Genomic DNA, 24,792 nt, shown 5'->3' with positions numbered 1-24,792 from the left:
CTTCAGGCTCGTGCCTCCTCCTCCTCCTCCTCCTCGCCGGCGGCGAAGTGCGGCTCGGCCGACGCCTGGGCGGACGCGACGGTGGCGGGCGCGGGCGACGACCCCACGGCACCGTCCGCGATGGGCACCGCGGTCGAGGCCCTCCTCTGACATGCCCTTCAGGCTCGTTCCTCCTCGTCGCCAGCCGCGTAGCGCGGCTCGGCCGACGCCTGGGCGGACGCGACGGTGGCGGGCGCGGGCGACGACCCCACGGCACCGTCCGCGATGGCCACTGCGGTCGACGCCCTCCTCTGACATGGCCTCCAGGCTCGTGCCTCGTTGCGGGCGGCGCAGCGCGGCCCGGCCGACGCCTGGTTCTCTGCGGCGGCTGAGCGCGGCTGGGCCCGGGCCTGGTTCTTTGCGGCGGTTGAGCGCGGCTGGGCCCGGGCCTGGTTCTTTGCGGCGGTTGTGTGCGGCCCGGCCCACGCCTGCTTTTCAGCGGCGGTTGAGCGCGGCCCGACCTCCGCTTCCTTCGTGGTCGCAGATCCGCTTGGGCGGGCGCTGACGATGATCGCGGGGGCACCGCGTGAGCGGGTGGCAGCCGAGCCTGCGCTTCCTATCTGGTCGCAGATCCGCCAACCTGTTCGACCTCGCCGCGGTGACCGTGCCCAACGGGTGCACCGCCGACGGCCGCCCGGCCAGGGCGGGCGCAGACTGCGGGAGCGAGACGTCGCAGGCGGACCGCGATGACCGCGGGGGCACCGCGTGAGCGGGTGGCAGCCGAGGTCGCGGCGCGCGGCGCGGACGCCGTCGTCGACGGATGCCTGAGCCTGCTGGCCGGGCACGAGGCGGACGTCGCCCTGCTGGTCGTGCTCGGCGGGTCGCACGCGCCGGGCTACCTGGACGCCCCGGCCGAGCACCGCTATTGGTTGCGGGTCTGGGCGGCCCGCGGCCTGCTGTGGGCGCCGTGGCGGTCCCGCGCGGCCGGCCCGATCTCCGACGCCTTGAGCGACGAGGCGTGGCGAGTCCGCGAGATGGCCGCCAAGGTGGTGGCCCGCCACCGGGTCGACGAGGCCTTCGACGCCATCACCACCGCCTTGAGCGACGAGAACCACCGGGTCCGCCACCACGCATCCCGTGCCTTGCGCCTCCTGACGGTGGCCGACCATGGCTAGGCGCTATGTGGCGCGCGGCATCCCGGGCGGTTACCAGATCTGGGACAACAAGCGCCGCCGCTTCTGGGGCGAGCCCTTCGAACTGTGCCCGGACGACCTGCTCACCGAACTCAACGGCGACGCCGACCACACCAAGATCACAGCGCTCCTGAAGCACTACCGAGCCCTCAAACGCTGACCCGACCTCACGCGACCGTCTCGCGCCGCGAGGGCTTTCGAATCTCCTCGCGCGCCCCGCCGCCGCCCCCACCCCGGCACTGGGTGGGCTTCAACTTGGGCCGGCGGTACGACAACTTCCCGCGGCGCAGTGGCATCTCTGTGGATAGCCGGGCAGGCCGCGAGCACGTGCGCGGCCGGGCTTCGAACCCGACGACCGTCGGAGGGGCGGGACTGATAGTTGAGGAGGGTGAGTGGGCACGGACATGGCAGGCGACGCGCAGCGAGCCGATCTCGGCGGGAGCTGCGGCGCGCGACCACCCACCAGGGTGCGACCGAAAGAATGTGATCTTCAGGCGAGCGCGAACCCAGGGTCCGGGTCGGGGTCCGGCGTGGGCGCGGGGATGCGGTAGTCCTCGGTGAGCGTCGTCATCGGGCCCGGCCACGTCGCCTGCGAGACCTCGATCGGCTTGCGGCTCTCGTCGAAGGCCACGTGCAACAGGTGCAGCACCGGCGTGTCCGGGCGGATCTGCAGGATCTCCGCCTCGTCGCGGCTCGGCTGGCGGGCCGTGATGGTGTCGGTCGCGGAGGCGTAGCGGCGGCCCAGCGCCTCCTCGGCCTCCTGATAGAGCGGCCGCCCGAAGGCCTCGCGCCGTTCCAGCGACGTGCCGGTCACGTCCTTCACCCGGAACCAGGACGCGCCCACCTCGACCGTCGCGTCGTCGGTGCGCACGATGTGCCGCCGCACCAGCATCTCGGTGCCGTCGCGCACGCCGAACGCGTCCGCGACCTCGGGCGGCGCCGGCTCGCGGCCGACGCCCGCCAGCTGCTGGCGGTAGCGGGCCGCGAGGTCCGCGTGATAGCCGCGGTGACTGCCATATCTGCCGCGGGCCAGGCGGTTCAGTCGCCGTCTCGTTCCTCTGACGTACGTTCCGGAGCCCGGCTTGGTGATCAGGATGCCCTCGACCCGGAGCTGGTCGACGGTCCGCTGCACGGTCTGCTTCGCCACGCCGAACATCTCCGCCATCGCGGGGATCGACGGCAACCGCTCGCCCGGCTGCCAGTCGCCGCGCCGGATGCGTTCCTTCAGCTGCGACGCGATCTGCCGGTGGGGAAACTCCGCGGTGCCCGGGTTGATCGTCATGGCGTGCCCTCCAAGCCCTAGGTTCCTAGGATGCCGCAGCGAATGTGTGCGGGGCGGCAGCGACACGCCATCTCGTGTCTGAGAAGCTCTCCGGCGTGGAAGCTCTCCGGTTGATCCTTCGATACGCCCACCTGATCGGATTCGCGCTGCTGCTCGGCGGGGCGATCGCCCAGTTCGTGTCCGCCAAGCTCCGGATCAATCCGGCGATGCTGTGGGGCTCGATCATCCAGGTGCTGACCGGCATCGCCCTGGCCGCGCCGCTGCGCGGGGGCGGCGACGCCGAGCCGAGCCCGATCAAGCTCGGCGTCAAGCTGCTGATCGCGATCATGATCTTCGTGATGGTGTTCTTCTCCCGCAAGCGCGCCGACGTCAACCGCGGCCACTTCATCGGCATCATCGCGCTGACCCTGGCGAACGCGGCCGTGGCGACGTTCTGGCGCTGAATCTCGCTTGCCCGGGTCCCGGGTCTCGCCCAGTGTCGGGGACATGCTGACTTCTGAGGTGCTGGCGTACTACGAACGCGGCGGCGAACTGTCCCGCCTCGACGCCGGCAACGGGCGCCTGGAGTTCCTCCGCACCTGGGACATCCTGAGCCGGGTGCTGCCTCCGCCGCCGGGCCGGATCATCGACGTGGGCGGCGCCACGGGCGTCTACGCCGGGCCACTCGCCGCAGCGGGCTACGACGTGACCGTGGTCGACCCGGTGCCGGCGCACGTGTCGGCGGCCGGCGAGCTGCCCGGGGTGTCCGCCGTGCTGGGCGACGCCCGCGCGTTGCCGCAGGCCGACGAGTCCGCGGACGCGGTGCTGATGCTCGGCCCGCTCTATCACCTGACCTCCGCGCCGGACCGGCTCGCGGCGTGGCGGTCGGCGGTCCGCGTCGTGCGCACCGGGGGAGTCGTCGCGGGCGCCACGATCAGCCGGTTCGGGTCGATGCTCGACGGCTTCGCGCACGGCTCGCTGGCCGACCCCGAGTTCCGGCTGATGGCGATCGACGACCTGGCCGACGGCGTGCACCGCAACGTGGCGGAGCGGCCCGGGTGGTTCACCACGGCGTACTTCCACCGCCCGGAGGAGGCCGCGGCCGAGGCCCGCGAGGCGGGCTTGAGCGAGGTGCGCACGGTCATGGTGGAGGGCCCGTTCGGCATGGCGGTCGATCGGGTACGCGCATGGCTGGCCGACGCCGAGCTCACCGTGGTGCTGCTGGAAACACTGCGCCGCTTCGAGGCCGAGCCCAGCCTGCTGGGCGCGAGCAGCCACGCCCTCACCGTCGGTGTTCGCGGTTGATCGGCGCATTTCGTCTGAAACCACTCAGGCGTGAGCCGATTTGGCACATGACGTCGGCTGCACCGCAATCTGCTGTATAGCTATTACGTCCAGTTGGGCCGCATAATGAGTCCAGCGTCACGAATGGGGGCCGGAGACGAAGGAGGCGACGCCCAGCTGCAACTGAGCGCCGCCTCGGGCATCCGACCCCGGATCGGGAAGGGATGTGCCCTCTCAAAAGCCATCCTTCTCCCACGTTCCGGGTCGATGCAAGACCCCGTGCGGAAGGAGGTGAGAGTTGTGACTGACTTCTACCGAAGCCGGGAAGTGGTGATCACCCAGGACCGGATCCGGGTGCGGATCTCCGGCGGCTGGCAGGTCTGGGTGCTGTCCGATCTGAATGATCTGGGGATGATGCACGAGGGCATTCCGCCGGCCACCGGGGTGTGGCCCATCGGCACGTCCTCCGTCCTGGTCGGGCTGCTGGCCTTCCAGCTCGAGGGCTGGGCGATCCCGGTCGCGCCGGTGGTCTTCTCGGTCGCCCTGGTGGTGGCGTACTGGGAGAGGCGGCGGGTGCGGGCCCGATCGCGGTCCCAGCTGTGGGCGACCTACCACGGAGCGGACGTCGTGGTGTTCGAGTTGCCGCGCAGGCAGTTCGAGACGGCTTGCCGCGGGCTGATCAAGGCCTTGGAGTTCAGGCAGGAGTTCGGCTAGGGCATGTCCCGGAAAAGGAGGGCTCGTCGGCGTAGTGTACGGTCCGGATCTGCGGTACAGCTGGTAGTGGTACGGCAGGATTACTATCCGTGGTCATGAGGGGAACGTCGCATCGTGGCGTCGCAGGGAGAGTCGCCGGCCGTCGCTCGACGGCGGGTCCGGCTCGCCCTGCGAAGAGCGCGGGAGTCGAAAGGCATGACCCAAGGCGAGGTCGCGAGAAACTTCGGATGGTCTCTGTCGAAGGTGCAGCGCATCGAGGCCGGCGATGTCAGCGTCTCCGGCACGGACCTGCGCGCCCTACTCGATCTTTTCGGGGTCATTGACGACGAGGAAATCGACCAACTCGCGGAAGAGGCGAGGATCTCCCGCCGTCAGCGGTGGTGGACCGCTACGGAATACCGTGAGCACCTCACCCCGGGCTACCTGCAGTTGCTGCAATTCGAAGCCGAGGCGACCGCGATCCGAAGCTTTCAGATTGTGCTGTTCCCCGGTCCGATGCAAACCCCAGGCTACGCCGAGGCGCTCCTCGGGTTTTACGACCGCACACTCTCCGCTGATGAGCGAAGGGTTCGATTCGAGGTCCGGATGCGTCGGCGGCAGATGCTCGAGGCCGAGGATGGCGTGCGTTACCTGGCGATCCTCGACGAGTCGACTCTCAAGCGGGAGATCGGCGGCTTGGAAGTGATGGCCGATCAGCTCCTCTATCTCGCCGAGCTGGCGCAGCGGCCGAACGTGAACATCCGTGTCGTGCCGATGAGGGAGGGCGCGATGTTGGGCACCATCGGGCCGTTCACGGTGGTCGACCTGGGGGATGACGACCCGGAGGACGCTGTCCTCTATCGAGAGACTTTCGGGCGTGATCACATCGTTCATGAGCCGGCCGAGGTGAGATTTCATCGACAGGGATTCGAACGTCTGTGGTATCGCTCCCTCGATGAAGAGAAATCTCTCCGCGCTATTCAGGCCGAGGAAGCGTCTCTGCGTGCGCGCCGCGACCGCGAGTAAGGCCGCATTCGTCGCGGCTCGGCGGTGGTCGGGCGGCGGTTTCCCTGATGGATTCGCAGAGGAGAGGTTCGGAATGAGCAAGGCCACGATGAAGTGGGTCAAGAGCAGTTTCTGCTCTGAAGGCACGTGCGTGGAGATTGCGGTCGACGGCGACCGCATCGTTGTGCGGGATGGCAAGGACACCACGCGGCCGGCTCTCGGCTTCTCGCGTGTTGACTGGCACAGCTTCCTCGATCAGGTCGTCGCCGGCGAGGTCGTGCGTTGAGTTGAGCAGGTGAGCGGTGCGCGCCGGACCTGGTCTGGCGCGCACTCACGCTCGCTTAACCTTCGTTAAGTCTGCGACACTCACCTAGGCTGATGTGCGCGACGAGGGAGGGTTCCCATGAGTTCGACGTCTGAGAGCCTGGTCTGGACCCGAAGCAGTTTCTGCTCCGACGCCACCTGTGTCGAGGTCGCCGTCCTCGGTGACCAGGTGTTTGTTCGCAATAGTCGGCAACCCGAAAACGTGATCGAGTTTACCGTGCGCGAGTGGGAAGTGTTTCGGCTCGGGATGGTTGACGGCGAGTTCTGACGGTCACCAGGAGCCGGCGGTCGGGCCGGCCGAACCACCGCGCCGCCGCAGATATTTCTCGAACTCGCTCGCGATCTCGTCGCCGGTCAGCGGCTTGATCCCGTCGTCGCCGACGCGTTCCTCCAGCTCACGGACATATTCGCCGAGCTCTGCGTCCTGCTCCGCCGCCGCCTTGATGCGCTTTTCCCACTCGTCCGCCTCCTCGGCCATCTCGGCCATCGGCACCGGCAGGTCGAGCACGTCCTCCAGGCGGTTGAGCAGGGCCAGCGTCGCCTTCGGGCAGGGCGGGTTGTTCGCGTAGTGCGGGACGTGCACCCAGAAGCTCACCGCGTCGAGCTCGGCTCGCTCGCTGGCCTCCTGCAGGACGCCGACGATGCCGGTCGGTCCGTCGTAGCGGGTGGGGACGACCTTGTACTTCTCGGCGACCTCGCTGCGGGACGCGCTGCCGCTGATCGGGAGCGGACGCGTGTAGGGAACGTCGGCCAGCAGGGCGCCCAGCAGCACGATGCGGTTGACCTCGAGGCTGTGGCACAACTCCAGCACCTGCTCGCAGAACGTGCGCCACCGCATGCTCGGCTCGATGCCGCGGATCAGCACCACGTCGCGGTCGGCCCCGGGCGGGCTGGCCACCATGAACCTGGTGGTGGGCCACTCGATCGTGCGGGTCTCGCCCTCGGCCATCGTGACCGTCGGCCGGCTGACCTGGAAGTCGTAGAAGTCCTCCGGGTCGATGGTGGTGATCTCGCGGGCCTGCCACACCTGCTCCAGGTGCTCCACCGCCGCGGTCGACGCGTCGGCGGCGTCGTTCCAGCCCTCGAAGGCGGCGATCGCCACGGGGGAGCGCAGCAGGGGGAGGCCGTCGAACTCGGTCACGGTGTCAACCTTCCGGTATTCGTACCCCTGAGACTACGTGTCGCGTCCGGGCCGCACCCGGCGGCCGCGCCGCGCGGCGTGCCCGGCCGAGAGCCCCATCACATCGGTGCGGCACCACGGGTGACGGGTTCGGCACGCCCGCGCTCAGCGACTAGCCTGGCAAGGTGCCGAACTCCGCTGACTTCCTCGCCGCCCTGGCCGATCGTGTCCTTGTCGCCGACGGGGCCATGGGCACCATGCTGCAGGCCGCCGACCTGAGTGTGGACGAGGACTTCCAGGGACTCGAGGGCTGCAACGAGATCCTCAACGTGACCAGGCCCGACGTGGTCCGCGGCGTGCACGAGGCCTACCTGGCGGCCGGTGCCGACTGTGTCGAGACCAACACCTTCGGGGCCAACCTCGGCAACCTCGGCGACTACGACATTCAAGATCGGATCCGCGAGCTCTCCGAGGCGGGCGCGGCGATCGCGCGCGCCGCGGCCGACGCGTTCTCCACCCCCGACCAGCCGCGGTACGTGCTGGGCTCGATGGGTCCGGGCACCAAGCTGCCGACCCTGGGTCACACCACCTACACCACGCTGCGCGACGCATACCACGAGAACGCGGCCGGCCTGATCCTCGGCGGCGCCGACGCGCTGATCGTGGAGACCTGTCAGGACCTGCTGCAGACCAAGGCCGCCGTGGTCGGGTCGCACCGGGCGATGGCCGAGGTGGGGCGCAAAATCCCGCTGATCGTGCACGTGACCGTGGAGACCACCGGCACGATGCTGCTGGGCAGCGAGATCGGCGCGGCGCTGACGGCCCTCGAGCCGCTCGGGATCGATCTGATCGGGCTCAACTGCGCGACCGGGCCGGCCGAGATGACCGAGCATCTGCGCTACCTCGCGCAGAACGCGGGCGTACCCGTCTCGGTCATGCCGAATGCCGGCCTGCCGGTGCTCGCCGCCGGCGGCGCCTATTACCCCTTGACCCCCGATGAGCTCGCGGAGGCTCTCGGGCGGTTCGTCAGGGAATACGGCGTGTCGCTGGTCGGCGGCTGCTGCGGGACCACGCCGGAGCACATCGCCAGGGTGGTCGAGGCGGTGCGCGGCGATGTCGCGTCGGCCCGGCAGCCCGCACACGACCCGGGGGTGTCGTCGATCTATCACGAGACGCCGTTCCGGCAGGACGCCGGCGTGCTGATGATCGGCGAGCGCACCAATGCGAACGGTTCCAAGGCGTTCCGTGAGCCGATGCTCGCGGGCGACTGGCAGGCCTGCGTGGAGATCGCCCGCGGGCAGGCCCGGGACGGCTCCCACGTGCTCGATCTCTGCGTCGACTACGTCGGTCGCGACGGCACGCAGGACATGCGCGAGCTGGCCGGCCGGTTCGCGACGGCGTCCACGCTGCCGATCATGCTGGACTCCACCGAGCCGCAGGTGGTCGAGGCCGGCCTGGAGATGCTCGGCGGCCGCTCGATCGTGAACTCGGTGAACTACGAGGACGGCGACGGTCCCGGCTCCCGGTTCGGCCGGATGATGCCGATCGTCAAGGAGCACGGCGCCGCGGTGGTCGCGCTGACCATCGACGAGGAGGGCCAGGCCCGCACGGCGGAGTGGAAGGTGCGGGTCGCCTCGCGGCTCATCGACGCGCTGACCGGCGAGTGGGGCATGCGGCGTTCGGACATTCTGGTCGACTGCCTGACCTTCCCGATCGCCACCGGTCAGGAGGAGACCCGCAAGGACGGCCTGGAGACGATCGAGGCGATCCGGCGGCTCACCGAGCTCTACCCGGGCGTCAACTTCACGCTGGGCATCTCGAACGTGTCCTTCGGGCTCAACCCGGCGGCCCGGCAGGTGCTCAACTCGGTGTTCCTCAACGAGTGCGCGCAGGCCGGCCTGACCAGCGCGATCGTGCACGCCAGCAAGATCCTGCCGATGTCGCGCATCCCCGACGAGCAGCGCAAGGTCGCGCTCGACATGGTCTACGACCGCAGGGCAGAGGGGTACGACCCCCTGCACCGGTTCATGGAGTTGTTCGAGGGTGTGGACGTGGCGTCGGCCCGCGAGACCCGGGCGCAGGAACTGGCCGGGCTGCCGCTGAACGAGCGGCTCAAGCGGCGCATCGTGGACGGCGAGCGCAACGGCCTCGAGGCCGACCTGGACAGCGCGCTGGAAACGACACCGGCCCTGGCGATCGTCAACGACGTGTTGCTCGACGGCATGAAGACGGTCGGTGAGCTGTTCGGCTCCGGCCAGATGCAGCTGCCGTTCGTGCTGCAGTCCGCCGAGGTGATGAAGGCGGCGGTGGCCTATCTGGAACCGCACATGGAGAAGAACGAGGACGAGGCCGGCAAGGGCCGCATCGTGCTCGCCACGGTCAAGGGCGACGTGCACGACATCGGGAAGAACCTGGTCGACATCATCCTCAGCAACAACGGTTACGAGGTCGTCAACATCGGCATCAAGCAGCCGATCAACGCGATCATCGAGGCGGCCGAGGAGCACCACGCCGACGCGATCGGCATGTCCGGCCTGCTGGTGAAGAGCACCGTCGTGATGAAGGAGAACCTGCAGGAGATGGCCTCCCGCGGGATCGCCGCGCGCTACCCGGTGATGCTGGGCGGCGCGGCGCTCACCCGGTCCTACGTCGAGGACGACCTGCGCTCGCAATACGACGGCGAGGTGCACTACGCGCGCGACGCCTTCGAGGGGCTGTCCCTGATGGACCGCGTGATGACGGCGAAACGTGGTGGCGTCGCGGTGGTCGACCCCGAGCGCGAGGCGGCACTGGCCGCCCGCCGGGCCCGGCGCGAGCGCCAGCGCGCCCAGGTGACGGAAAACTTGCCCCCGCTGACCGACACGTCGGTCCGCTCGGATGTGGCGACCGGGGTGCCGGTGCCCCGGCCGCCGTTCTTCGGCACTCGCGTGATCAAGGGCGTGCCGCTGTCCGACTACGCGTCGATGCTCGACGAGCGGGCGACCTTCCTCGGGCAGTGGGGTCTGCGTGGCTCGCGCGGCGGCAGCGGCCCGTCCTATGAGGAGCTGGTGGAGACCGAGGGCCGGCCACGCCTGCGTTACTGGCTGGACCGCCTGATCGCCGACCACGTCCTCGAGGCGTCGGTGGTCTACGGCTACTTCCCGGCATACTCCGAGGGCAACACGCTGGTGGTGCTGGACGAGAACGGCGCGGCCGAGCGGGCCCGGTTCGAGTTCCCGCGGCAGCGGCAGGAGCGCCGGCTGTGCCTGGCCGACTTCTTCCGCCCGCGCACCGACGGCGAACTCGACGTCGTGGGCCTGCAACTGGTCACGGTCGGCCAGCCGATCAGCGAATACACGGCGAAGATGTTCGCCCGCGACGAATACCGCGACTACCTGGAGGTGCACGGCCTGTCGGTGCAGCTCACCGAGGCGCTGGCCGAATATTGGCACCGGCGCGTGCGGGCCGAGCTGGCACTGCCGGACGGGACGACGGTGGGTGCGTCGGATCCGGCGGACCTGGCCGGCATCCTGAAGAACGACTACCGGGGTTGTCGATACGCGTTCGGTTATCCGGCGTGCCCGGACCTGGAAGACCGGGCCAAGGTGGTCGACCTGCTGGACGCGACCCGCATCGGAGTCACCCTCTCCGAGGAGTTCCAGCTCGAGCCAGAGCAGTCCACCGACGCGATCATCGTCCACAACCCGGACGCAAACTACTTCAACGCCAAATAGCCGGCACACCGCCCTGATGGCGCCTTGACGGGGGATCTGATCTCAGCCACAAAGTTTTCTGGCGGTCCCCGCTATGTCGAACGCCAGGCCGATGAATGCGAGCCCTTCCGCTGCCACGGCCAGCAGGATCGTCAAGAAGGCGATCGTCGAGTTCGAAGCCTTTGTCGGACGCACGAAGAAGGCGTCGATCACCGCGGCGATCGCCGCAGCGCCGATGCTCGCCAAGCTGCCACGATCCAGCCAGGACACGAACACGTCGGTGACATACATCTGACAGGCGGTGGACCCGCCGAATCCCTCGAAACGGTGGGCCGTCAGGCGCCTTTCGGGCTCATTCGCCTGCCGGCCCGCCACCTCACCAGGCACCGCAGGGGGCTGGTGCCCGGCGCGGGCGTGCTCGCAGACTGGTCCTACGGCGCGGTGATTTCCCAGGTCACCGGAGCAACGAAACAGGGGTAGCCCTGATGCACATCACTCCTCGCGACGAGTGGAACGCCCGGGCCCCGCGGTCGCGGGTCACCGTCAAGGCGTCCCGTCGCCGCTTCTTCGTCATTCACCACTCCGGCGGGCCGGTGACCCAGACCGTGCGGGCGATCCAGGACTGGTGCATGGACGGCCGCGGGTTCGCCGACATCGACTACAACTTCCTCGTCCGGGCCGACACCGGCGAGATCTACGAGGGTCGCGGCTGGAATGTGATCGGCTCGCACACGCTCGGCTTCAACACCGAGGGCATCGGCGTGTGCGTGATCGGCGACAACGCGGACCTGTCCGACGAGGCGCGCATCGCGCTGCTCTGGCTGCGGGACGAGGCCGATCGGCGCTGCGAACGGACGCTGATGGTTCGCGGCCACGGGTCGCTCACCGAGACCGACTGCCCGGGCTCCAAGCTGAACGGCTTCATCACGGCGGGCATGCCCGCACCCGAGGAGGAAGAGATGACCGACGAGGACATGCGGAAGTTGGCCGGCTACATCGCCGAGGCGATCATGGGTACGCCGGTGAAGGTGGGCGAGGAGGACTGGAAGCTCTCGACCGCCGTCGGCTACCAGACCCGCAAGCTGTTCGAGATCGACAAGAACACCCAGCAGAGAGGCTGACTCCGCGGCGATGCGGCGGATCGCGGCCGGAGGAGTCAGTCGGGGAGCCGAGAGCGGATCTCGGCGGTCAGCGCGGCCAGGTGCGCCGGGTCGAGGATGCGCTGTTCCTTGCCGTAGAGCTCGCCGAAATGCGGGTCGTCGAAGACCATCCCGTGCCACGCGCGATCCCGGCGGTATCGCGGGACCACGTGCAGGTGGACCTGGGCGTCGGCGTTCATCAGGAACGCGTGGTTGAACTGGTCCGGGGTGAACAGGGCGCCGACGGCCGCCGTCAGGCGGGTGATCTGGTGGTGCAGGTCCAGCCACTCGTCCCGGTGCAGGGCGGTGACCGACTCGACCGGGCGGTTCGCGACCAGCATCGTCTTGCCGATCAGGTTCTGGTTCCAGTTGACCGTCAGGGTCCACAGCGGGCCGGTCTCGATCACGGTTTCCGACGGCAGCGCGAGAGACATGACGGTCAAGATAACGCAGCCGGATGAGGGCGTGGAATGGTGCGGCGAGTGGCCCGGGAGGAGCACCTCCCGGGCCACAGAAATGGGTTACCAATGCGTCAGACGGTGATTCATTCGGCATTGTATTGACGCTGCCGAATCAAGTCTATTTGCAGGTGGAAATGGTGCCGCGGGCCCGATTCGCGTCCGTCCGGTCCGCGTCGTCGAGCACGTGCCGGATCGTGGTCGCCAGGCCGTCCGCGGCGGCCAGCAGTGTGCGGGCCGCCCCCAGATCACCCCGCTCGGCCGCGCGCCGGGCCAGCGCGTCCGACGCGAGCACCTGCACCTCGAGGTTCTCCGCGCGCCGGGCGTCGTGCAGCACGGCTTCCAGGTCCTCGGCGGTGGCCGCCCGCAGGCATCGGGTCAGCAGAGCGCCGTCGCCGCCGGCGACCCGATACCAGTGGTCGGCGAGTTCCAGCAGGCCGCGGGCGGCGTACTCGTCCCCGGCGGCCAGGTGGATCCGGGCCAGGTGCACCCGGGCGGTCGCCGTGATCCGCGGGTCGCTGCTCTTCCGGGCGGCCACGATCGCCCGGTTCAGCGTGTCGATCGCCGCGGCGGTCTCGCCGGTGCGCTGCTGCACCCGGCCGAGCGTGGTCAGGTGCAGGGCGGCCTGACCCAGGAAACCGAGCCGGTCGGACTCCGCGGCGGCCCGGGACAGTGACCGGGCGGCGTCGTCCAGGCGGTGCTCGGCCTGGGCGACGGCGCCGAGCATGCCCTCGGCGTGGACCAGCCCCCACGAATCGCCGATCGGACCGAGCAGCCGGGCCGCCTCGTCCGCCGCGCGGGTGGCCGACGCGGTGTCGCCGAGCATGATCGAGCCGAAGGCCGCGAGCAGCAGGCTCACCGCCGTCTCCCACGCCAGGCCGAGCGGCCGATAGACGGCCAGACTCGTGGCGGACGATTCGAGCACGTCGTGCGGACGGCCCTGCTGAATGCGCAGGAACGCCAGGTGCCGGTGGGCGTCGGCGACCAGGCGCTCGTCGCCGAGCTGCCCGGCCAGGCGGAGCGCTTCGTCGAGATCCGTGGCGGCGAGCGCGACATCGCCGGCCGACGCCTCGAGCCACCCGGCGAGCAGGAGGCCGTCGAAACGGGCGCGGGCGAAGGCCAGCGGCGCGGCCGCCAGGGCCGCGCGGACCCGGGCGGCGCCGGCCACCCCGTCGCCCAGGACCACCCAGGTCCATCCGAAGCCGTTGACGATCCGCACCCCGAGCCCCGGATCGTGCTCCGCGCACCAGGCCAGCGCCGCGTCGACGTTCGCCCGCTCGGCCCGCGCGAACGCCAGGCACTCCGCCTGCGCGGCGCCCCGCACGACCTCGGACCGACGCGCGGCCTCGGCGGCGAACCACGACGCGTGCGCCGCCCCGGCCACCTCCGCGACCCCGGCTTCGCGCAGACGCGACGACGCGTACGCCCGGATGCTGTCCAGCAGCCGGTAGCGCACGACATCGCCGAACTCGGCGCTGACCAGCGACCGGTCCACCAGCCGCCCGACCACGTCGACCGCGGACGACGGCGGGACGCCGAGCGCGGCCAGCACGTGCTCGGCCGCCGCCAGCGGCGCGCCGCCGGCGAAACACGACAGCGCCCACAACCCGCGCTGGTCGTCCGGGAACAGCAGGTCGTAACTCCAGGCGATGGCCCCGGCCAGCGAACGGCGGCGCGAAGCCGGGTCACGCAACAGCGCGAAACGATCGTCGAGGCGGCGCGCTATCTCGCGTACCGAAAGGGATTTGATCCTGGCCGCGGCCAGCTCGATGGCCAGCGGCAGGCCGTCCAGGGAACGGCAGACCTCCGCCACGGTCTCCCTGGTGGCGGCGTCGAGCACGAACTGCCGCCGAGTGGCGTGGGCGCGCGCCGCGAACAGCTCCACCGAGTCGGCGATCGCCAGCGGCTCCAGCGGCAGGACCGCCTCGCCGTCCAGGCCGAGCGGCAGCTGACTGGTCGCCAGCACCCGCAGCCCGGGCGCCGCGTCCAGCAACCGGCCGGTCAGCGCCGCCACCGTCTCGACGAGGTGCTCGCAGTTGTCCAGCACCAGCACGGTCTCGGCGCCGGCCAGCCGGTCGTCCAGATCGGCCGGGGCCACCCGCAGCGTCTCGGCGATCATCCGCCGCAGCGAGGTGCCGGCGTCGGCCGCGTCGAAGCGCACCAGCCACACCCCGCCCGGCGCCTGCAGCCGGCGGGCCACCTCGATCGCCAGCCGGGTCTTGCCGACCCCAGCCGGGCCGACCAGGGTCACCAGCCGCCGGTCGCGGATCCGCTCGTCGACGGCCGCCAGCTCGGCGACTCGTCCGACCAGCGGGGAGGACAGCGCGGGCAGATTGCCCACCCGCGGCGCTGCGGCGAGCGCCGGGCTCTGCCGCAGGATCCGGCTTTCGAGGGTACGCAGCTCCGGCCCCGGATCGACGCCGAGTTCCTCGACCAGCAGCCGCCGCACGCGAGCACCGGCCGCCAGGGCGTCGGCCTGCCGCCCGGCCCGGTAGAGCGCCGTGATCAGCGTGTGCCACAGGCCCTCCCGCAGCGGGTGCTGCTCGACGAGTGCCTCGAGCTCGCCGATCACCTCCCCGCCGGCGCCCACGTCGACGCGGGCGGCGAGCAGGTCCTCGATCAGGCCGAGGCGGATCTCGCCGAGGCGTACCCGATGGGGTTGAAGCCAGTCGGCCTCCGGCAGCTCGCCGCGGAAGAGCGCCAGCGCCTCGGCGGCGAGCGTCAGCGCCGTCGCCGGGTCCGCGGACCGCCGGGCCGCGCCCACCGCCGCGGCCAGCCCCGCCACCCGCAGCGCATCGACCTGCTCCGCGCCGATGGCCAGCAGGTATCCGCCGTCGCGGCCCACCACCAGCGCCGGATCGCCCAGCGCGCGGCGCAGCTGGGACACCTTCGACTGCAGCGTGTTGCGTCCGGTGGCGGCGCCCCACAGGTCCTCGATCAGCCGGTCGGCGCGCACCACCCGCCCGGCCTCCAGGGCGAGCCGGACGAGCACCTCGGCGGTCTTGCCGGACGGCACGCTCAGCGGGGCGCCGTCGCGGTGGATCTCGAGCGGGCCGAGAACCGCCACGGTGATCACAGCGTGAGCCTAAACCCGCGCATCGCCGCAGGTCGTCAGGCCGCCGTCAGCGCATCGTCAGCGCCCGTCGCCAGGGTGTGTCCATGGCCGACGACATCGAGAACCTGATCCGCCGGATGATCGGCGGCGCCGGCGACGCCGCCACGGAGATCCTCGACCGGGCCGCCACCGACGAGACCCCGGCTCTGCTGGTCGCCTGGATCGCATTAGGAGCACGCACATGAGAGACACCCTTCGCTGGCTGGTCACCTTCCTCGGCTTCCCGGCCGGTGGGCTGACCGCCTTCCTGCTCGCCGGCCCGGTCGACGGTCCGCTGCCGGCCCTGCTCGGCGGCCTGATCACCGGCGCGATCCTCGGCGCGGCGCAGGCCTGGGGCCTCGGCCCGGGCCGCCCGCCGGTCGCACAGTGGATCGCCGCCACCGGCATCGGCCTGGCTCTCGGCCTCGGGGCGGGCGCCGCCGCGGTCGGCTACGCCACCGACCTCGGCTCGCTGGTCGTGCAGGGCGCGATCTCCGGCCTCGTGGTCGGTGCCGCGCAGGCTCTGGTGCTCCGGCACCGGGCGGCTCTGGCCTGGCCGGTCCTGCTCGCCGCGATCTGGGCGCTCGGCTGGACCGTCACCACCGCGATCGGCGTGCAGGTCGAGGACCGGTTCACCGTCTTCGGATCCAGCGGCGCCGCGGTGGTCACCGTGCTCACCGCCGTGCTGCCGCTCGCCCTCAACCGCCGCGCCCGGGTCCTGGAGCGTGCCGCATGAGCCGGCACGTGGTCTTCGGCACCGGACAGGCGTCGCCCGCTCACCTGGTTCGGAAAGGAACAGTCATGAACTCCGCCAACCGGCTCGCCGCCGCCCTGCTGTCGGCCGCCGCCCTGCTCGCCATCGCCGGGTTCACCGCCCTCGGCTCGATCCTCGACTATCCGCAGATCCTCGAGGAACCCACCGCCGACATCCTGGACCTCTTCCGCGCGCACCGGACCGGCGTCGTGAGCTGGTTCCTGGTGCTGGTGATCAGCGCCGCGATGCTGGCGCCGGCCGGTGTGCTGCTCGGCCGGATCGCCGGCCGGACGCGCGGCCGCTGGATCGCCGGCCTCGGCATCGCCGCCGCCACGGTGCAGGTCGCCGGACTGTCCCGGTGGGTGCTGTTCGTGCCCGGCATCAGCGACCACGCGACGTTCGAGCGGTTGCACTTCTGGCTGGGCGAGATCGTCGGCGAGACCATGGGTTACGCGCTCACCGCCGCCTTCACGGTGCTGGTCGCCCACGCGGTCGCGCCGCGCTGGTTGACATTCCTCGGCTACGCCTCGGCCGCTCTGATCGCGACCGGCGTCATCGTCCCGCTGGGCGCGGACTTCGCCACCAGAACCAACTTCGCCGGGTACGTGGCCTGGTGCCTCTGGCTGATCGCGATGTCGGCCGCCCTCTGGCGCTCCGCGTCCGCACCGGACGTCACTGACGAGCGAGTTCCTCGACCTGCCCGGCCTTCGGGTTCACCAGCCATCGGCCGGCCACGTGCACGGTAGGCACCGTCTCGTTGCCGTCCGCCACCGCGCGGACGGCCGCGGCCGCCTCCGCCGACTCCCAGATGTTGATCTCGGTGAACGCCAGCTTCCGGCGCCGCAGCCCCCGCCGCAGCATGAAGCAGTACGGGCACCCCGGCCTGGTGTAGACCACCACTTCCGTCATGCGTCCGCCCTCCGCGACTCCCGCAGCCGGCCCGGGAGGTCCACGATGGACCGGAGCCGGTGAGCCTCCGGGACCCGCGGGTCGTCGCCGATCAGGAACGCGTCGATGCCGGCCGCCCGAGGACCCAGATAGTCCGCGCTGACCGAGTCTCCCACGAAGACCGCCTCGGCGGCCGGCACGCCCATCGCGGACAGCGCCGTCGCATAGACCGACGGGTGCGGCTTGCGCCGGCCCACCACGACCGACAGCACCACCGCGTCGAAGTGCTCGGCGACCCCGAACCCGGCCAGCAGCGACGGCACCATCGCCGGGCTGTTCGTGTTCGACACCACCGCGAGCCGGTGCCCGCGCGAGCGCAGGTCCGTCAGGAGTCCGTCGAGCCCGGCGACCGGGGTCACCGGCGCGGACCACTCTTCGAGATAGACACTCTCGAACTCGGCCACCGCCGGGTCGTCGATCGGCCGGTCCAGGAAGACCGCCATCATCTCGGCCATCGAGGACTCCCGGTCGCCGTCGTCGAAGCCCGCGAACGTGCGGTCGAGCCGGGCCACGAAATCCGGGTAGGACAGCGACGGCACCAGCGCGTGCGACCGCGGGTAGCCCTGCGACGTGCGGCTGGGGGAGTAGTCGACCAGGGTGCCGAAGAAGTCGAACAGGATCGCCTTCATCGGGCCGGGACGGCGCCGTGCACCTGCGGGGCCAGGATGGCCGTGCAGCGCAGGTTGCGGTAGTGCCCGTGGTAGTCCAGGCCATAGCCGACGATCAGGCCGGACGGCACGTCGAAGCCGATGTGGGTCGGGGTGTCGCCGAACTGCGGGGTGTCCGGCTTGCGCATCAGCGCGCACACCGCGACCGACGCCGGGCCGCGCTGCTTCAGATTCGCGATCAGCCAGGACATGGTCAGGCCGGTGTCGATCACCCCGTCGACGATGATCACGTCCCGCCCGGCGATGTCCAGATCAAGATCCTTGAGCAGGCGTACGGACCCGGAGGCCCGGTTGCGCGTGCTGTACGACTTGATCGCCATCCAGGAGATCTCCACCTGCCCCGCATAGGCGCGCGCCAGGTCGACGGTGAACGTGGCCGCTCCGCCGAGCACCCCGACCAGCACCGGGTTGCGTCCCGCGTATTCCTCGCCCAGCTCCGCGGCCAGGGCGCCGACCCGGGTGAGGATCTGCTCCTCGGTCAGCACCACCGACTCGAGATCGTCCGCCACGTGCTCGGCGTCCACGCCAGCCCCCTGGGAGAGAACAACAAGAACAGGACCGAATCCTGACACGCCCGCTGCCGTGCACCAATTTCGTGAGACGTGCTCGTCGCGCTTTGTCCGTTTGTCCGCTGGCCCTATGCTCCCTGTCGTCTTCTGTTCACCTTCACATCACATCAGCGGGGTTGCGGCAATGGTGGAACGGGTTTCGCTGGCCGAGGTGCGCGATCGCACGTACAAGGATCGCGACGCCTGGTGGACGGTGTGGCTGGTGGACCCGCTCGCCTCGCGCCTGGTCCGGCTGGTCGCGCCGTGGCGGGCGCTCACGCCGAACCGCATCACGCTCGCCGCGTTCCTGCTCGGCGTCGCCGCCGCCGCGTGCTTCTGGCAGCAGACCTGGGGCTGGCTGATCGCCGGCGCCGTGCTCTTCCACCTGAGCTTCGTGCTGGACTGCATGGACGGCAAGATCGCCCGCCTGAACGGCACCGGGTCGGTGTTCGGCGCCTGGCTGGACTACGTCTTCGACCGGCTCCGGGTGCTGGTGTGCACGATCGCGCTGATGGGCGGGCAGTACGCGCGTACCGGAGAAATGGTTTTTCTCTGGCTCGGTGGTCTGGTCATCTTCCTGGACATGTTCCGCTACCTGAACGCCCTGCAGATGGGCAAGGTCAAGAAGGACATGAAGGACAAGCTCGCCGAGGCGCGCGGGGTCGGTTCCGTCGCCTTCTATGAGGAGACCGTCACCGTGCACCGGGAGGACCGGGCCGACACGGACGACGCGGTGGACGTCTACGGCGACTTCCGCGGCCGGTTCGGCGCGTTCGTGCGGCTCCGCAACAAGCTCGTCGGCCAGCGCATCCGGGCGCACCTGTTCAGCGGCATCGAGTTCCAGATGTTCGTCTTCATCGTCGGCCCGATCACGGGCTGGATCATCGGCACCACGCTGATCTCGGCGGCGCTGCTGATCGCGTTCGAGCTGCTGCTGATCTACAAGCTCTACACCGCGACGAAGAGCTTCGCGCGCCAGCTCGCCGCGCTGCCGCCGCTCGAGGCCGTGCTGGTCACAGCATCCGATGCAGTTGCACCAGGTCGGTGACCCTCTCGAAGCCGGCCCGCCGATAGAGCTCGAGCGCCCGGGTGTTGTCCGTCTCGGTCTGCAGCGACAGCCGGTGCGCGCCCTCGTCGTGCGCCGCCTCGGCCACGTGCGCCAGCAGCGCCCGGGCCAGACCCCCGCGGCGCGCGTCGGGCGCCACGTAGAGATCGCGGATCAGCCAGACCGTCCGCAGGGTCAACGACGCGGGTACGACGGACACCGTGCACACGCCCCGGACCAGATCGTCGCGGGCCGCCGCATAGACCCGCAGCCGGTCGGTGACCATCTGGTCGCGCATCCACTCCTCGACCGCGGCGGGCGCCGGGTTCGCGCCGTAGTGCTGCCGATAGCCGTCGAACAGCTCCACGACGTCGGCCACCCACGGATGCGACAGCGTCAGCCTCACCACCACGGTCATGTGATCATGATGTCGCATCGGCCCTGAGGCCGGGTGAAACCGGGCATAATGCGCCTGTGGATCGCGACCAGCCCGCCATCGGATCGGCCGAGGAAACGGCCGTCTTCGTCCAGCCGCGCGGCCAGGTCTTCGTGACCATGCTCTGGGTCATCGCGGCCGCCCATGCGATCTGCCGCGGCCTCCTGCTGCTGGCCACGCTGCTGGCCGGGGCGCGCCCGCGGGCCGACGACATCGCCCCGACCGTGACCAGCCTGATCGTCGTGCCGGCCGTGGCCGCCGCGGTGATCGTGCTGGTGGCCTGGAACCGCCTGGGCTGGCTGCACAGTTCGGCGCACGGCCTGGAGTTCGCGGCCACCGGCCGGCGCGGCGTGGCGATCCCGTGGTCCGGCGTGGCCTCGGTCGCGCTGCGGCACCGCGGCGTGTTCACCGAGCTGGTGGTGACCCCGGCCGGCCCCGAGGCGGTCACCGAGCTGTCCGGCCCGGGACGCCGGCCGCGCCGCCACCGCGGCGCCTACCTGGTCGACATCGGGCTGATGTCTCCCGGCCCGAAGACCCTGCTCGCCGAGCTGCATCGCCGCATGCCGAGCAAGGTGTAACGTCCAGCGACCATGAGCGACCTGATCATCACGCGGATCTTCGACGCGCCGCGGGCGGAGGTCTACCAGGCCTTCGTCGACCCCGGCCGGCTCGCGCAGTGGTTCGGTCCGGTCGGCTGGACGGTGCCGCCGGACACCGTCGACATCGACGCCCGCACCGGCGGGCATCAGCGCTTCACCATGGTCAGCCAGGAGGACCCGAGCCAGACCTCGGTGGTCGAGGCGACGTTCCTCGAGGTGGTCGAGGACCGGCTGATCGTCGGCGAGGCCGGCGGCATGCGGCTGAGCATCGAGTTCCACGACGAAGAGGGCGGCCGCACCCGCCTGGAGCTCACCCAGGGGCCCTATCCGGACGAGTTCGAGGCGCCCGCGCGCGAGGGCTGGAGCTCGAGCTTCACCAAACTCGACAAGCTGCTCAGCCGGGGTCGCTGAGCACCGGGTCGCTGAGCACGGCCGGCGCGCCGAAGGTGACCGCCACGCCGGGGGAGTGCAGCACGCTCACCGGCGGCCCGGCCGGCGCGGGCAGGCCGGTCGCCGCGATCAGCGACTCGTCCAGGTGCACCAGCGAGGCCCGGTGCAGCGGCCAGCGCGGGTGCTCGTTCGGCAGGTGCAGGGTCTTCCCCCAGGCGCGGGTGTGCAGGCCCCAGCGGGCGGTCACGAAATGATCGACCGGCGTGGGGTCGGTCAGCTCCGGGCCGCACTCGACCGCGAACGAGCCGGCCGCGTCACGCCGCCGGCTCTGATAGGTGAGCACGTCCCGGTCGCGCACCACACTCATCCGCGCCCACCTGTAGGGCAACCGCAGCGTCGCGCGCGCGACCAGCACCGGGATCAGCCGCTCGGCGTCCAGCGACAGGAACACCACCGCGCGCCGGCCGAGGTCGTCCACGCTGTAGAGCCGCACGTTGGTCTCGCAGAAGGTGCCCAGCCACGGGATGCCGGGCCCGCGCAGCAGCCCGAGCCCGACCATCCGGAAGCCGATCAACCCGACATAGGTGGCCCCGTCGAGCACGTCCGGCCGGGTGCCCGGCGGCAGGAACGGCGCCACCACCGCCGGATCCACCGCCCAGTGCAGGAACGCCAGGTCGTGCCACGACTGCACGAGCCATGGGCGGCGCACCGGGCGGGACGTCTCCGGCGTGACGTCCTCGATGGGGGTCACGCAAGCCTCATGAGTGGAACCTACGCTTGTTCCGGGTTCGTAGGCTCGCGGCGTGACGAGACTCGCGCACCTGGTCGGCAGCGTCCCGCTCGCCTCCGCGGAAGAGGTGTTCCGGACCGCGGCCGGGAAACTCGGGCCGCACCTGGACCGGATCCCGGACGGCGAGACCGGCGAGCGGACCAACTGGGTCAGATTCCAGCGGCGCCTGCTGGCCACGCACCCGGGGATCGAGGAGATCGGCGGCCGGCTGCGGTTGCGGGCCGGCGAGGTCACCTTCGACGAGCTGGGGTACGCCCGGGCCGCGATCGACTCCTACGCGACCTTCGCCCGGCTCAAGGCCGACGGCGTGATCCCGGCCGCCACCCGTTTCCAGGTGAGCCTGCCGACCCCGCTGGCCCCGATGATCCTCTACGTCGACCTCGCCGATCAGCTGCGGACCGAACCGGCGTATCGGGCGGCGATGCTGGCCGAGCTGGACCGGATCGTGGCCGCCGTCCCGGCCGGTCAGCTGGCCGTGCAGTGGGACGTGGCACCGGAGATCGGCCTGCTCGAAGGCGTCTGGCCGGCGCCCTTCGCCGACGTCCGCGGCGAGGTGGCCGACCGGCTGGCCGCCCTGGCCGCGCACCTCCCGGCCGACGTGCCGGTGGGCTTCCACTTCTGTTACGGCGATCTCGCTCACCAGCACTTCGTGCAGCCGAAGGACACCGCGACCGTGGTCGGCCTGGCGAACGCGCTGGGCGAGCGGATGGCCCGGCCGCCGGCCTGGATCCACCTGCCGGTGCCGCGGGACCGGGCCGACGAGCCCTATTTCGCGCCGCTCACCGACCTGACGCTCGACCCGGGCACCGACCTCTTCCTGGGTCTCGTGCACGCCACCGACGGCGTCGCCGGGGCGCGCGCCCGGATGGCCGCGGCGGACACCGCGGGACTGCCGTTCGGCCTCGCCACCGAGTGCGGCTTCGGGCGGCGCGACCCGTCCGGTGTGGCGGCGCTGCTCGATCTGCACCGGGACCTGCTTCAAGGGCCGAGTTCCCACATCAGCCGGTAGTAGGCCAGACGTTCGGGGTCGGGCTCCACGTCGTACGCCGCGTAAAAGGTCTTCTCCCAGCCCGGCCCGAAGTTCCAGTCCAGACTCCAGGACGCGACCGCCAGGTCGGCCCAGCGGTCGGCGACGCCGAGGGTGGCCATGTCGACGTGCCCGGTCCAACTGCCGTCCGGGCCGACCAGCGTGTTCGGCGCGCACGCGTCGCCGTGGCAGACCACCAGCCGGTCGATCGGCGGCCGGTCCACCGCCTGGTTCAGCGCGTCGGTGACGGTGAGGTGCTGGTAGTCCGGATGCCACATGCCGGTGTCGATCAGGCCGCGCGCGGCGCGCTCGCACGCGGAGGCGAGGCGGCTCTCCGCGGACCAGCTGAACGGGCAGTCGTCGACCGGCAGGGCGTCGTGCAGCGCGCGTAACCCGCGGCCGATGGCGGCCACCGCCGGGGCCGGATCGGCCAGCCAGCGGGCATCGACGGCGTTGGTGCCGGGCAGGGCCGCGGTCTCCAGCCAGGTGCCGGTGTCGTCGGTCCCCGAGCTCAACACCCGCGGCACCGGCGTGAATCGTTTCGCCCACGCCAGGCGCTCGGCCTCCCGGTGCAGCGGCAGCCCGCTCCCGGCCGGCGCGAACTTCACGAAGCTGCGGCCGTCGTCACCGTCCACCTCGAACGTGACCCCGCCGAGGACGTTCAACCAGACCGGCCGCAGGGTCCTCCCGGCGGCGACGCTCAACACTGCGGACGGGATCATGATTTCCCTCTCCGGTACGCCCGACAGCATGAACGCCTCCCGATCCGGTGATGATCCGTGTTCGGCTCTTACACGTATCGTGGAGTACCCCGGTCACGCCAGCCCTCGGAGGACCCGCATGCCGGCGCCGCGCCGCCCTCGTCTCGCGCTCCTGACCGCTGTGCTAGCCGCTTTCGTTGCGCTGGGCTGTGTTTCGGCTCCGCAGAGTGGTGGCGCCGGCCCGGCCGGAGAAAATGAGACGCCCGCCACACCTGACGCCACGGCGTCCGGAAACGATCCGGACGGCACCGACACCCCGGAGGAATTCAAGAAGGACATCGGCGACGCCACGGAGATCGCCGAGGTGTACTGGGCGGAGATCTTCAAGGACAACGGGCTGCGGTTCACGCCGGTGACCCAGGTGATCCCCTATGAGACCGAGGGCGAGGTGGAGTGCGGCGGGCAGCCACTCGGGCTGAACAACGCCGCCTACTGCTCGGCGGGCGACTTCATCGCCTACGACATCAACTGGGCATTCGGCGCCTTCCGCCAGATCGGCGACGCGTTCATCTTCTATCTGCTCGGTCACGAGTACGCGCACGCGATCCAGCTGCGGCTCGGGATCCAGGCGCAGTTCACCATCCAGCAGGAGCTACAGGCGGACTGCATGGCCGGCGCGTACATCGGGGACATGGAGCGCAAGAAGCGGCTGAGCCTGCAGGACGGCGACACCGAGGAGCTCGCCGCCGGACTCGAGGCGGTCGGCGACGACCCGGGCCAGCCGTGGTTCGCGGAGGGCTCGCACGGCAGCCCCAAACAGCGCACCAGGGCTTTCGTGAACGGTTATCAGGAGTCCCTGGAACCCTGCAACCTGACCTGAGCGACAATGGACCGGCTCCCACCCGCTTCCCTGGAGGCCAGCCCTGACAGCACGACTACCGGCCGCGGTGCTCTTCGACATGGACGGCACGCTGGTCGACAGCGAGCGGGTCTGGGATGTCGCGCTCCGCGAGCTCGCCCAGCGGGCCGGCGGCACCCTGACCGACGCGACCCGGCTCGCCATGGTGGGCAGCAACATGGCCCGCACGATGGCGTTGCTGCGCGCCGACCTGGGTCAGCCGGACCGTCCCGAGGCGCCCGACGCGCAGTGGCTGACCGACCGGGTGTTCGACCTGTTCGGCGAGGGCCTGATCTGGCGGCCGGGCGCGTTCGAGCTGCTCAAGGCGGTGCGCGCGGCCGGCCTGCCGACGGCGCTGGTGACCTCGACCGGGCGCCGGTTGGTCGAGGTGGCGCTGCGCACGATCGGCCGGGAGAACTTCGACGTGATCGTGGTCGGTGACGAGGTCAAGAGCCCCAAACCCGACCCCGAGCCCTACCGTACGGCCGCCGAGCAGCTCGGCGTCCCGATCGAGGAGTGCGTGGCGATCGAGGACAGCCCGGTGGGCGTGGCGAGCGCGCTGGCGGCCGGAGCCGCGGTGCTGGCGGTCCCGGCCGAACTGGAGCTGCCCGCCACGGACGGCGTGCACCTGCGCACGTCCCTGGAGGGCATCGACCCGGCATACCTGGCGACCCTGCTCAAACGCGCCGACTGACCGGGTGTTGGGGGGGGGGGGGGGGGGGGGGGGGGGGGCCCCCCCCCCCCCC

31 protein-coding genes are annotated in these 24,792 nt (G+C 70.8%); 19 read left to right on the top strand and 12 right to left on the bottom strand.

The window, feature by feature from the left end; all coding sequences use genetic code 11:
• Positions 1 to 2: 2 nt before the first annotated feature.
• Entirely contained in the window at positions 3 to 128 is a 126-nt protein-coding gene (locus tag ACZ6TI_RS43610; protein ID WP_465351176.1) for a hypothetical protein, read from the bottom strand.
• Positions 129 to 725: 597 nt separating this feature from the next.
• Here ACZ6TI_RS43610 and ACZ6TI_RS43605 point away from each other — a divergent pair.
• Complete coding sequence (locus tag ACZ6TI_RS43605; RefSeq protein ID WP_465351175.1) at positions 726 to 1,154, top strand: HEAT repeat domain-containing protein; 429 nt, start codon at positions 726 to 728, stop codon at positions 1,152 to 1,154.
• Positions 1,147 to 1,332 carry a hypothetical protein gene (locus ACZ6TI_RS43600; RefSeq protein ID WP_465351174.1) on the top strand — a complete coding sequence of 62 codons (186 nt, stop codon included), beginning with the start codon at positions 1,147 to 1,149 and terminating at the stop codon, positions 1,330 to 1,332. The genes ACZ6TI_RS43605 and ACZ6TI_RS43600 overlap by 8 nt, the downstream gene beginning before the upstream one ends.
• A 330-nt stretch (positions 1,333 to 1,662) precedes the next feature.
• Here the strand turns inward: ACZ6TI_RS43600 and ACZ6TI_RS43595 are convergent, their stop codons facing one another.
• Entirely contained in the window at positions 1,663 to 2,454 is a 792-nt protein-coding gene (locus tag ACZ6TI_RS43595; protein WP_465351173.1) for a GntR family transcriptional regulator, read from the bottom strand.
• A gap of 95 nt (positions 2,455 to 2,549) precedes the next feature.
• Here ACZ6TI_RS43595 and ACZ6TI_RS43590 point away from each other — a divergent pair, with 95 nt between their 5' ends.
• From ACZ6TI_RS43590 to ACZ6TI_RS43565, 6 genes are all read left to right on the top strand, one after another.
• Complete coding sequence (locus ACZ6TI_RS43590; protein ID WP_465351252.1) at positions 2,550 to 2,897, top strand: hypothetical protein; 348 nt, start codon at positions 2,550 to 2,552, stop codon at positions 2,895 to 2,897.
• Positions 2,898 to 2,940: 43 nt separating this feature from the next.
• Entirely contained in the window at positions 2,941 to 3,738 is a 798-nt protein-coding gene (locus ACZ6TI_RS43585; protein ID WP_465351172.1) for a class I SAM-dependent methyltransferase, read from the top strand.
• Between the two features lie 279 nt (positions 3,739 to 4,017).
• On the top strand, positions 4,018 to 4,431 hold the full coding sequence (locus tag ACZ6TI_RS43580; protein ID WP_465351171.1) for a DUF6232 family protein: 414 nt from the start codon (positions 4,018 to 4,020) through the stop codon (positions 4,429 to 4,431).
• Positions 4,432 to 4,545: 114 nt separating this feature from the next.
• Entirely contained in the window at positions 4,546 to 5,436 is an 891-nt protein-coding gene (locus ACZ6TI_RS43575) for a helix-turn-helix domain-containing protein (protein ID WP_465351170.1), read from the top strand.
• Positions 5,437 to 5,509: 73 nt separating this feature from the next.
• Positions 5,510 to 5,701, top strand: a complete 192-nt coding sequence (locus tag ACZ6TI_RS43570) for a DUF397 domain-containing protein (protein WP_465351169.1) — start codon at positions 5,510 to 5,512, stop codon at positions 5,699 to 5,701.
• A 117-nt stretch (positions 5,702 to 5,818) separates the two neighbouring features.
• A complete protein-coding gene (locus ACZ6TI_RS43565; protein ID WP_465351168.1) occupies positions 5,819 to 6,007 on the top strand; it encodes a DUF397 domain-containing protein in 189 nt (62 codons plus the stop codon).
• A gap of 3 nt (positions 6,008 to 6,010) precedes the next feature.
• Here the strand turns inward: ACZ6TI_RS43565 and ACZ6TI_RS43560 are convergent, their stop codons facing one another.
• Complete coding sequence (locus ACZ6TI_RS43560) at positions 6,011 to 6,880, bottom strand: PAC2 family protein (protein ID WP_465351167.1); 870 nt, start codon at positions 6,878 to 6,880, stop codon at positions 6,011 to 6,013.
• Positions 6,881 to 7,044: 164 nt separating this feature from the next.
• On the opposite strand from ACZ6TI_RS43560, the gene metH reads away from it, so the two are divergent.
• The gene (metH, locus tag ACZ6TI_RS43555; RefSeq protein ID WP_465351166.1) at positions 7,045 to 10,572 is read left to right on the top strand and encodes a methionine synthase; all 3,528 of its coding nucleotides are present in this window, start codon (positions 7,045 to 7,047) and stop codon (positions 10,570 to 10,572) included.
• Positions 10,573 to 10,614: 42 nt separating this feature from the next.
• Here metH and ACZ6TI_RS43550 read toward each other — a convergent pair whose 3' ends face one another.
• Positions 10,615 to 10,938 (bottom strand): hypothetical protein, encoded by a 324-nt coding sequence (locus tag ACZ6TI_RS43550; protein ID WP_465351165.1) that lies wholly within the window; start codon positions 10,936 to 10,938, stop codon positions 10,615 to 10,617.
• A gap of 98 nt (positions 10,939 to 11,036) precedes the next feature.
• Here ACZ6TI_RS43550 and ACZ6TI_RS43545 point away from each other — a divergent pair, with 98 nt between their 5' ends.
• A complete protein-coding gene (locus ACZ6TI_RS43545) occupies positions 11,037 to 11,672 on the top strand; it encodes an N-acetylmuramoyl-L-alanine amidase (RefSeq protein WP_465351164.1) in 636 nt (211 codons plus the stop codon).
• 35 nt (positions 11,673 to 11,707) lie between these two features.
• Here the strand turns inward: ACZ6TI_RS43545 and ACZ6TI_RS43540 are convergent, their stop codons facing one another.
• Both ACZ6TI_RS43540 and ACZ6TI_RS43535 read right to left on the bottom strand, forming a co-directional pair.
• Entirely contained in the window at positions 11,708 to 12,124 is a 417-nt protein-coding gene (locus tag ACZ6TI_RS43540; RefSeq protein ID WP_465351163.1) for an HIT family protein, read from the bottom strand.
• Between the two features lie 145 nt (positions 12,125 to 12,269).
• Positions 12,270 to 15,224 (bottom strand): BTAD domain-containing putative transcriptional regulator, encoded by a 2,955-nt coding sequence (locus ACZ6TI_RS43535; RefSeq protein ID WP_465351162.1) that lies wholly within the window; start codon positions 15,222 to 15,224, stop codon positions 12,270 to 12,272.
• A gap of 83 nt (positions 15,225 to 15,307) precedes the next feature.
• Here ACZ6TI_RS43535 and ACZ6TI_RS43530 point away from each other — a divergent pair, with 83 nt between their 5' ends.
• The 3 genes from ACZ6TI_RS43530 to ACZ6TI_RS43520 all read left to right on the top strand — a co-directional run bounded on the left by ACZ6TI_RS43530 (position 15,308) and on the right by ACZ6TI_RS43520 (position 16,742).
• Complete coding sequence (locus ACZ6TI_RS43530) at positions 15,308 to 15,448, top strand: hypothetical protein (protein WP_465351161.1); 141 nt, start codon at positions 15,308 to 15,310, stop codon at positions 15,446 to 15,448.
• Entirely contained in the window at positions 15,445 to 15,978 is a 534-nt protein-coding gene (locus ACZ6TI_RS43525) for a hypothetical protein (RefSeq protein ID WP_465351160.1), read from the top strand. The genes ACZ6TI_RS43530 and ACZ6TI_RS43525 overlap by 4 nt, the downstream gene beginning before the upstream one ends.
• A 65-nt stretch (positions 15,979 to 16,043) precedes the next feature.
• On the top strand, positions 16,044 to 16,742 hold the full coding sequence (locus tag ACZ6TI_RS43520) for a DUF4386 family protein (RefSeq protein ID WP_465351159.1): 699 nt from the start codon (positions 16,044 to 16,046) through the stop codon (positions 16,740 to 16,742).
• On the opposite strand, the gene ACZ6TI_RS43515 is transcribed toward ACZ6TI_RS43520, so the two are convergent.
• Genes ACZ6TI_RS43515 through hpt form a run of 3 tightly spaced genes read right to left on the bottom strand, consistent with a single transcriptional unit; the run spans position 16,669 to position 18,136 of the window.
• Positions 16,669 to 16,905 (bottom strand): glutaredoxin domain-containing protein, encoded by a 237-nt coding sequence (locus ACZ6TI_RS43515; protein ID WP_465351158.1) that lies wholly within the window; start codon positions 16,903 to 16,905, stop codon positions 16,669 to 16,671. The two genes, ACZ6TI_RS43520 and ACZ6TI_RS43515, sit on opposite strands and share 74 nt — an antisense overlap.
• On the bottom strand, positions 16,902 to 17,573 hold the full coding sequence (locus ACZ6TI_RS43510; protein WP_465351157.1) for an HAD family hydrolase: 672 nt from the start codon (positions 17,571 to 17,573) through the stop codon (positions 16,902 to 16,904). Before ACZ6TI_RS43510 ends, ACZ6TI_RS43515 begins: the two co-directional genes overlap by 4 nt.
• A complete protein-coding gene (gene hpt / locus ACZ6TI_RS43505) occupies positions 17,570 to 18,136 on the bottom strand; it encodes a hypoxanthine phosphoribosyltransferase (protein WP_465351156.1) in 567 nt (188 codons plus the stop codon). Before hpt ends, ACZ6TI_RS43510 begins: the two co-directional genes overlap by 4 nt.
• Positions 18,137 to 18,305: 169 nt before the next feature.
• On the opposite strand from hpt, the gene ACZ6TI_RS43500 reads away from it, so the two are divergent.
• Positions 18,306 to 19,208, top strand: coding sequence for a CDP-alcohol phosphatidyltransferase family protein (locus ACZ6TI_RS43500; RefSeq protein ID WP_465351155.1), 903 nt, complete (start codon positions 18,306 to 18,308; stop codon positions 19,206 to 19,208).
• On the opposite strand, the gene ACZ6TI_RS43495 is transcribed toward ACZ6TI_RS43500, so the two are convergent.
• The gene (locus ACZ6TI_RS43495; RefSeq protein ID WP_465351154.1) at positions 19,174 to 19,623 is read right to left on the bottom strand and encodes a GNAT family N-acetyltransferase; all 450 of its coding nucleotides are present in this window, start codon (positions 19,621 to 19,623) and stop codon (positions 19,174 to 19,176) included. The two genes, ACZ6TI_RS43500 and ACZ6TI_RS43495, sit on opposite strands and share 35 nt — an antisense overlap.
• A 56-nt stretch (positions 19,624 to 19,679) precedes the next feature.
• Between ACZ6TI_RS43495 and ACZ6TI_RS43490 the strand changes: the two genes are divergently transcribed.
• Together ACZ6TI_RS43490 and ACZ6TI_RS43485 are read left to right on the top strand one after the other, a co-directional pair.
• Positions 19,680 to 20,219: a hypothetical protein gene (locus ACZ6TI_RS43490; RefSeq protein WP_465351153.1), complete on the top strand. Its 540-nt coding sequence runs from the start codon at positions 19,680 to 19,682 to the stop codon at positions 20,217 to 20,219.
• Between the two features lie 12 nt (positions 20,220 to 20,231).
• Complete coding sequence (locus ACZ6TI_RS43485) at positions 20,232 to 20,651, top strand: SRPBCC family protein (RefSeq protein WP_465351152.1); 420 nt, start codon at positions 20,232 to 20,234, stop codon at positions 20,649 to 20,651.
• On the opposite strand, the gene ACZ6TI_RS43480 is transcribed toward ACZ6TI_RS43485, so the two are convergent.
• The gene (locus tag ACZ6TI_RS43480) at positions 20,635 to 21,381 is read right to left on the bottom strand and encodes a YqjF family protein (protein WP_465351151.1); all 747 of its coding nucleotides are present in this window, start codon (positions 21,379 to 21,381) and stop codon (positions 20,635 to 20,637) included. The two genes, ACZ6TI_RS43485 and ACZ6TI_RS43480, sit on opposite strands and share 17 nt — an antisense overlap.
• A gap of 52 nt (positions 21,382 to 21,433) precedes the next feature.
• Here ACZ6TI_RS43480 and ACZ6TI_RS43475 point away from each other — a divergent pair, with 52 nt between their 5' ends.
• A complete protein-coding gene (locus tag ACZ6TI_RS43475) occupies positions 21,434 to 22,429 on the top strand; it encodes a hypothetical protein (protein ID WP_465351150.1) in 996 nt (331 codons plus the stop codon).
• On the opposite strand, the gene ACZ6TI_RS43470 is transcribed toward ACZ6TI_RS43475, so the two are convergent.
• Positions 22,399 to 23,169, bottom strand: coding sequence for a phosphotransferase (locus tag ACZ6TI_RS43470; protein ID WP_465351149.1), 771 nt, complete (start codon positions 23,167 to 23,169; stop codon positions 22,399 to 22,401). The two genes, ACZ6TI_RS43475 and ACZ6TI_RS43470, sit on opposite strands and share 31 nt — an antisense overlap.
• A 160-nt stretch (positions 23,170 to 23,329) precedes the next feature.
• On the opposite strand from ACZ6TI_RS43470, the gene ACZ6TI_RS43465 reads away from it, so the two are divergent.
• Both ACZ6TI_RS43465 and ACZ6TI_RS43460 read left to right on the top strand, forming a co-directional pair.
• Entirely contained in the window at positions 23,330 to 24,028 is a 699-nt protein-coding gene (locus tag ACZ6TI_RS43465) for a neutral zinc metallopeptidase (protein ID WP_465351148.1), read from the top strand.
• 67 nt (positions 24,029 to 24,095) lie between these two features.
• Complete coding sequence (locus tag ACZ6TI_RS43460) at positions 24,096 to 24,740, top strand: HAD family hydrolase (protein ID WP_465351147.1); 645 nt, start codon at positions 24,096 to 24,098, stop codon at positions 24,738 to 24,740.
• Positions 24,741 to 24,792: the final 52 nt, after the last annotated feature.

It is taken from the genome of Actinoplanes sp. NPDC051388 (assembly GCF_055586225.1).
This window is presented reverse-complemented; position numbering and strand designations above follow the sequence as displayed.

What these genes read in the sequence shown, in the direction of transcription:
- ACZ6TI_RS43605 (WP_465351175.1), top strand. Translation starts at nt 726, where the DNA reads ATGACCGCGGGGGCACCGCGTGAGCGGGTGGCAGCCGAGGTCGCGGCG.
- ACZ6TI_RS43600 (WP_465351174.1), top strand. Translation starts at nt 1,147, where the DNA reads ATGGCTAGGCGCTATGTGGCGCGCGGCATCCCGGGCGGTTACCAGATC.
- ACZ6TI_RS43595 (WP_465351173.1), bottom strand. Translation starts at nt 2,454, where the DNA reads ATGACGATCAACCCGGGCACCGCGGAGTTTCCCCACCGGCAGATCGCG.
- ACZ6TI_RS43585 (WP_465351172.1), top strand. Translation starts at nt 2,941, where the DNA reads ATGCTGACTTCTGAGGTGCTGGCGTACTACGAACGCGGCGGCGAACTG.
- ACZ6TI_RS43570 (WP_465351169.1), top strand. Translation starts at nt 5,510, where the DNA reads ATGAGCAAGGCCACGATGAAGTGGGTCAAGAGCAGTTTCTGCTCTGAA.
- ACZ6TI_RS43565 (WP_465351168.1), top strand. Translation starts at nt 5,819, where the DNA reads ATGAGTTCGACGTCTGAGAGCCTGGTCTGGACCCGAAGCAGTTTCTGC.
- ACZ6TI_RS43545 (WP_465351164.1), top strand. Translation starts at nt 11,037, where the DNA reads ATGCACATCACTCCTCGCGACGAGTGGAACGCCCGGGCCCCGCGGTCG.
- ACZ6TI_RS43540 (WP_465351163.1), bottom strand. Translation starts at nt 12,124, where the DNA reads ATGTCTCTCGCGCTGCCGTCGGAAACCGTGATCGAGACCGGCCCGCTG.
- ACZ6TI_RS43530 (WP_465351161.1), top strand. Translation starts at nt 15,308, where the DNA reads ATGGCCGACGACATCGAGAACCTGATCCGCCGGATGATCGGCGGCGCC.
- ACZ6TI_RS43525 (WP_465351160.1), top strand. Translation starts at nt 15,445, where the DNA reads ATGAGAGACACCCTTCGCTGGCTGGTCACCTTCCTCGGCTTCCCGGCC.
- ACZ6TI_RS43520 (WP_465351159.1), top strand. Translation starts at nt 16,044, where the DNA reads ATGAACTCCGCCAACCGGCTCGCCGCCGCCCTGCTGTCGGCCGCCGCC.
- ACZ6TI_RS43515 (WP_465351158.1), bottom strand. Translation starts at nt 16,905, where the DNA reads ATGACGGAAGTGGTGGTCTACACCAGGCCGGGGTGCCCGTACTGCTTC.
- ACZ6TI_RS43510 (WP_465351157.1), bottom strand. Translation starts at nt 17,573, where the DNA reads ATGAAGGCGATCCTGTTCGACTTCTTCGGCACCCTGGTCGACTACTCC.
- ACZ6TI_RS43500 (WP_465351155.1), top strand. Translation starts at nt 18,306, where the DNA reads ATGGTGGAACGGGTTTCGCTGGCCGAGGTGCGCGATCGCACGTACAAG.
- ACZ6TI_RS43495 (WP_465351154.1), bottom strand. Translation starts at nt 19,623, where the DNA reads ATGACCGTGGTGGTGAGGCTGACGCTGTCGCATCCGTGGGTGGCCGAC.
- ACZ6TI_RS43485 (WP_465351152.1), top strand. Translation starts at nt 20,232, where the DNA reads ATGAGCGACCTGATCATCACGCGGATCTTCGACGCGCCGCGGGCGGAG.
- ACZ6TI_RS43470 (WP_465351149.1), bottom strand. Translation starts at nt 23,169, where the DNA reads ATGATCCCGTCCGCAGTGTTGAGCGTCGCCGCCGGGAGGACCCTGCGG.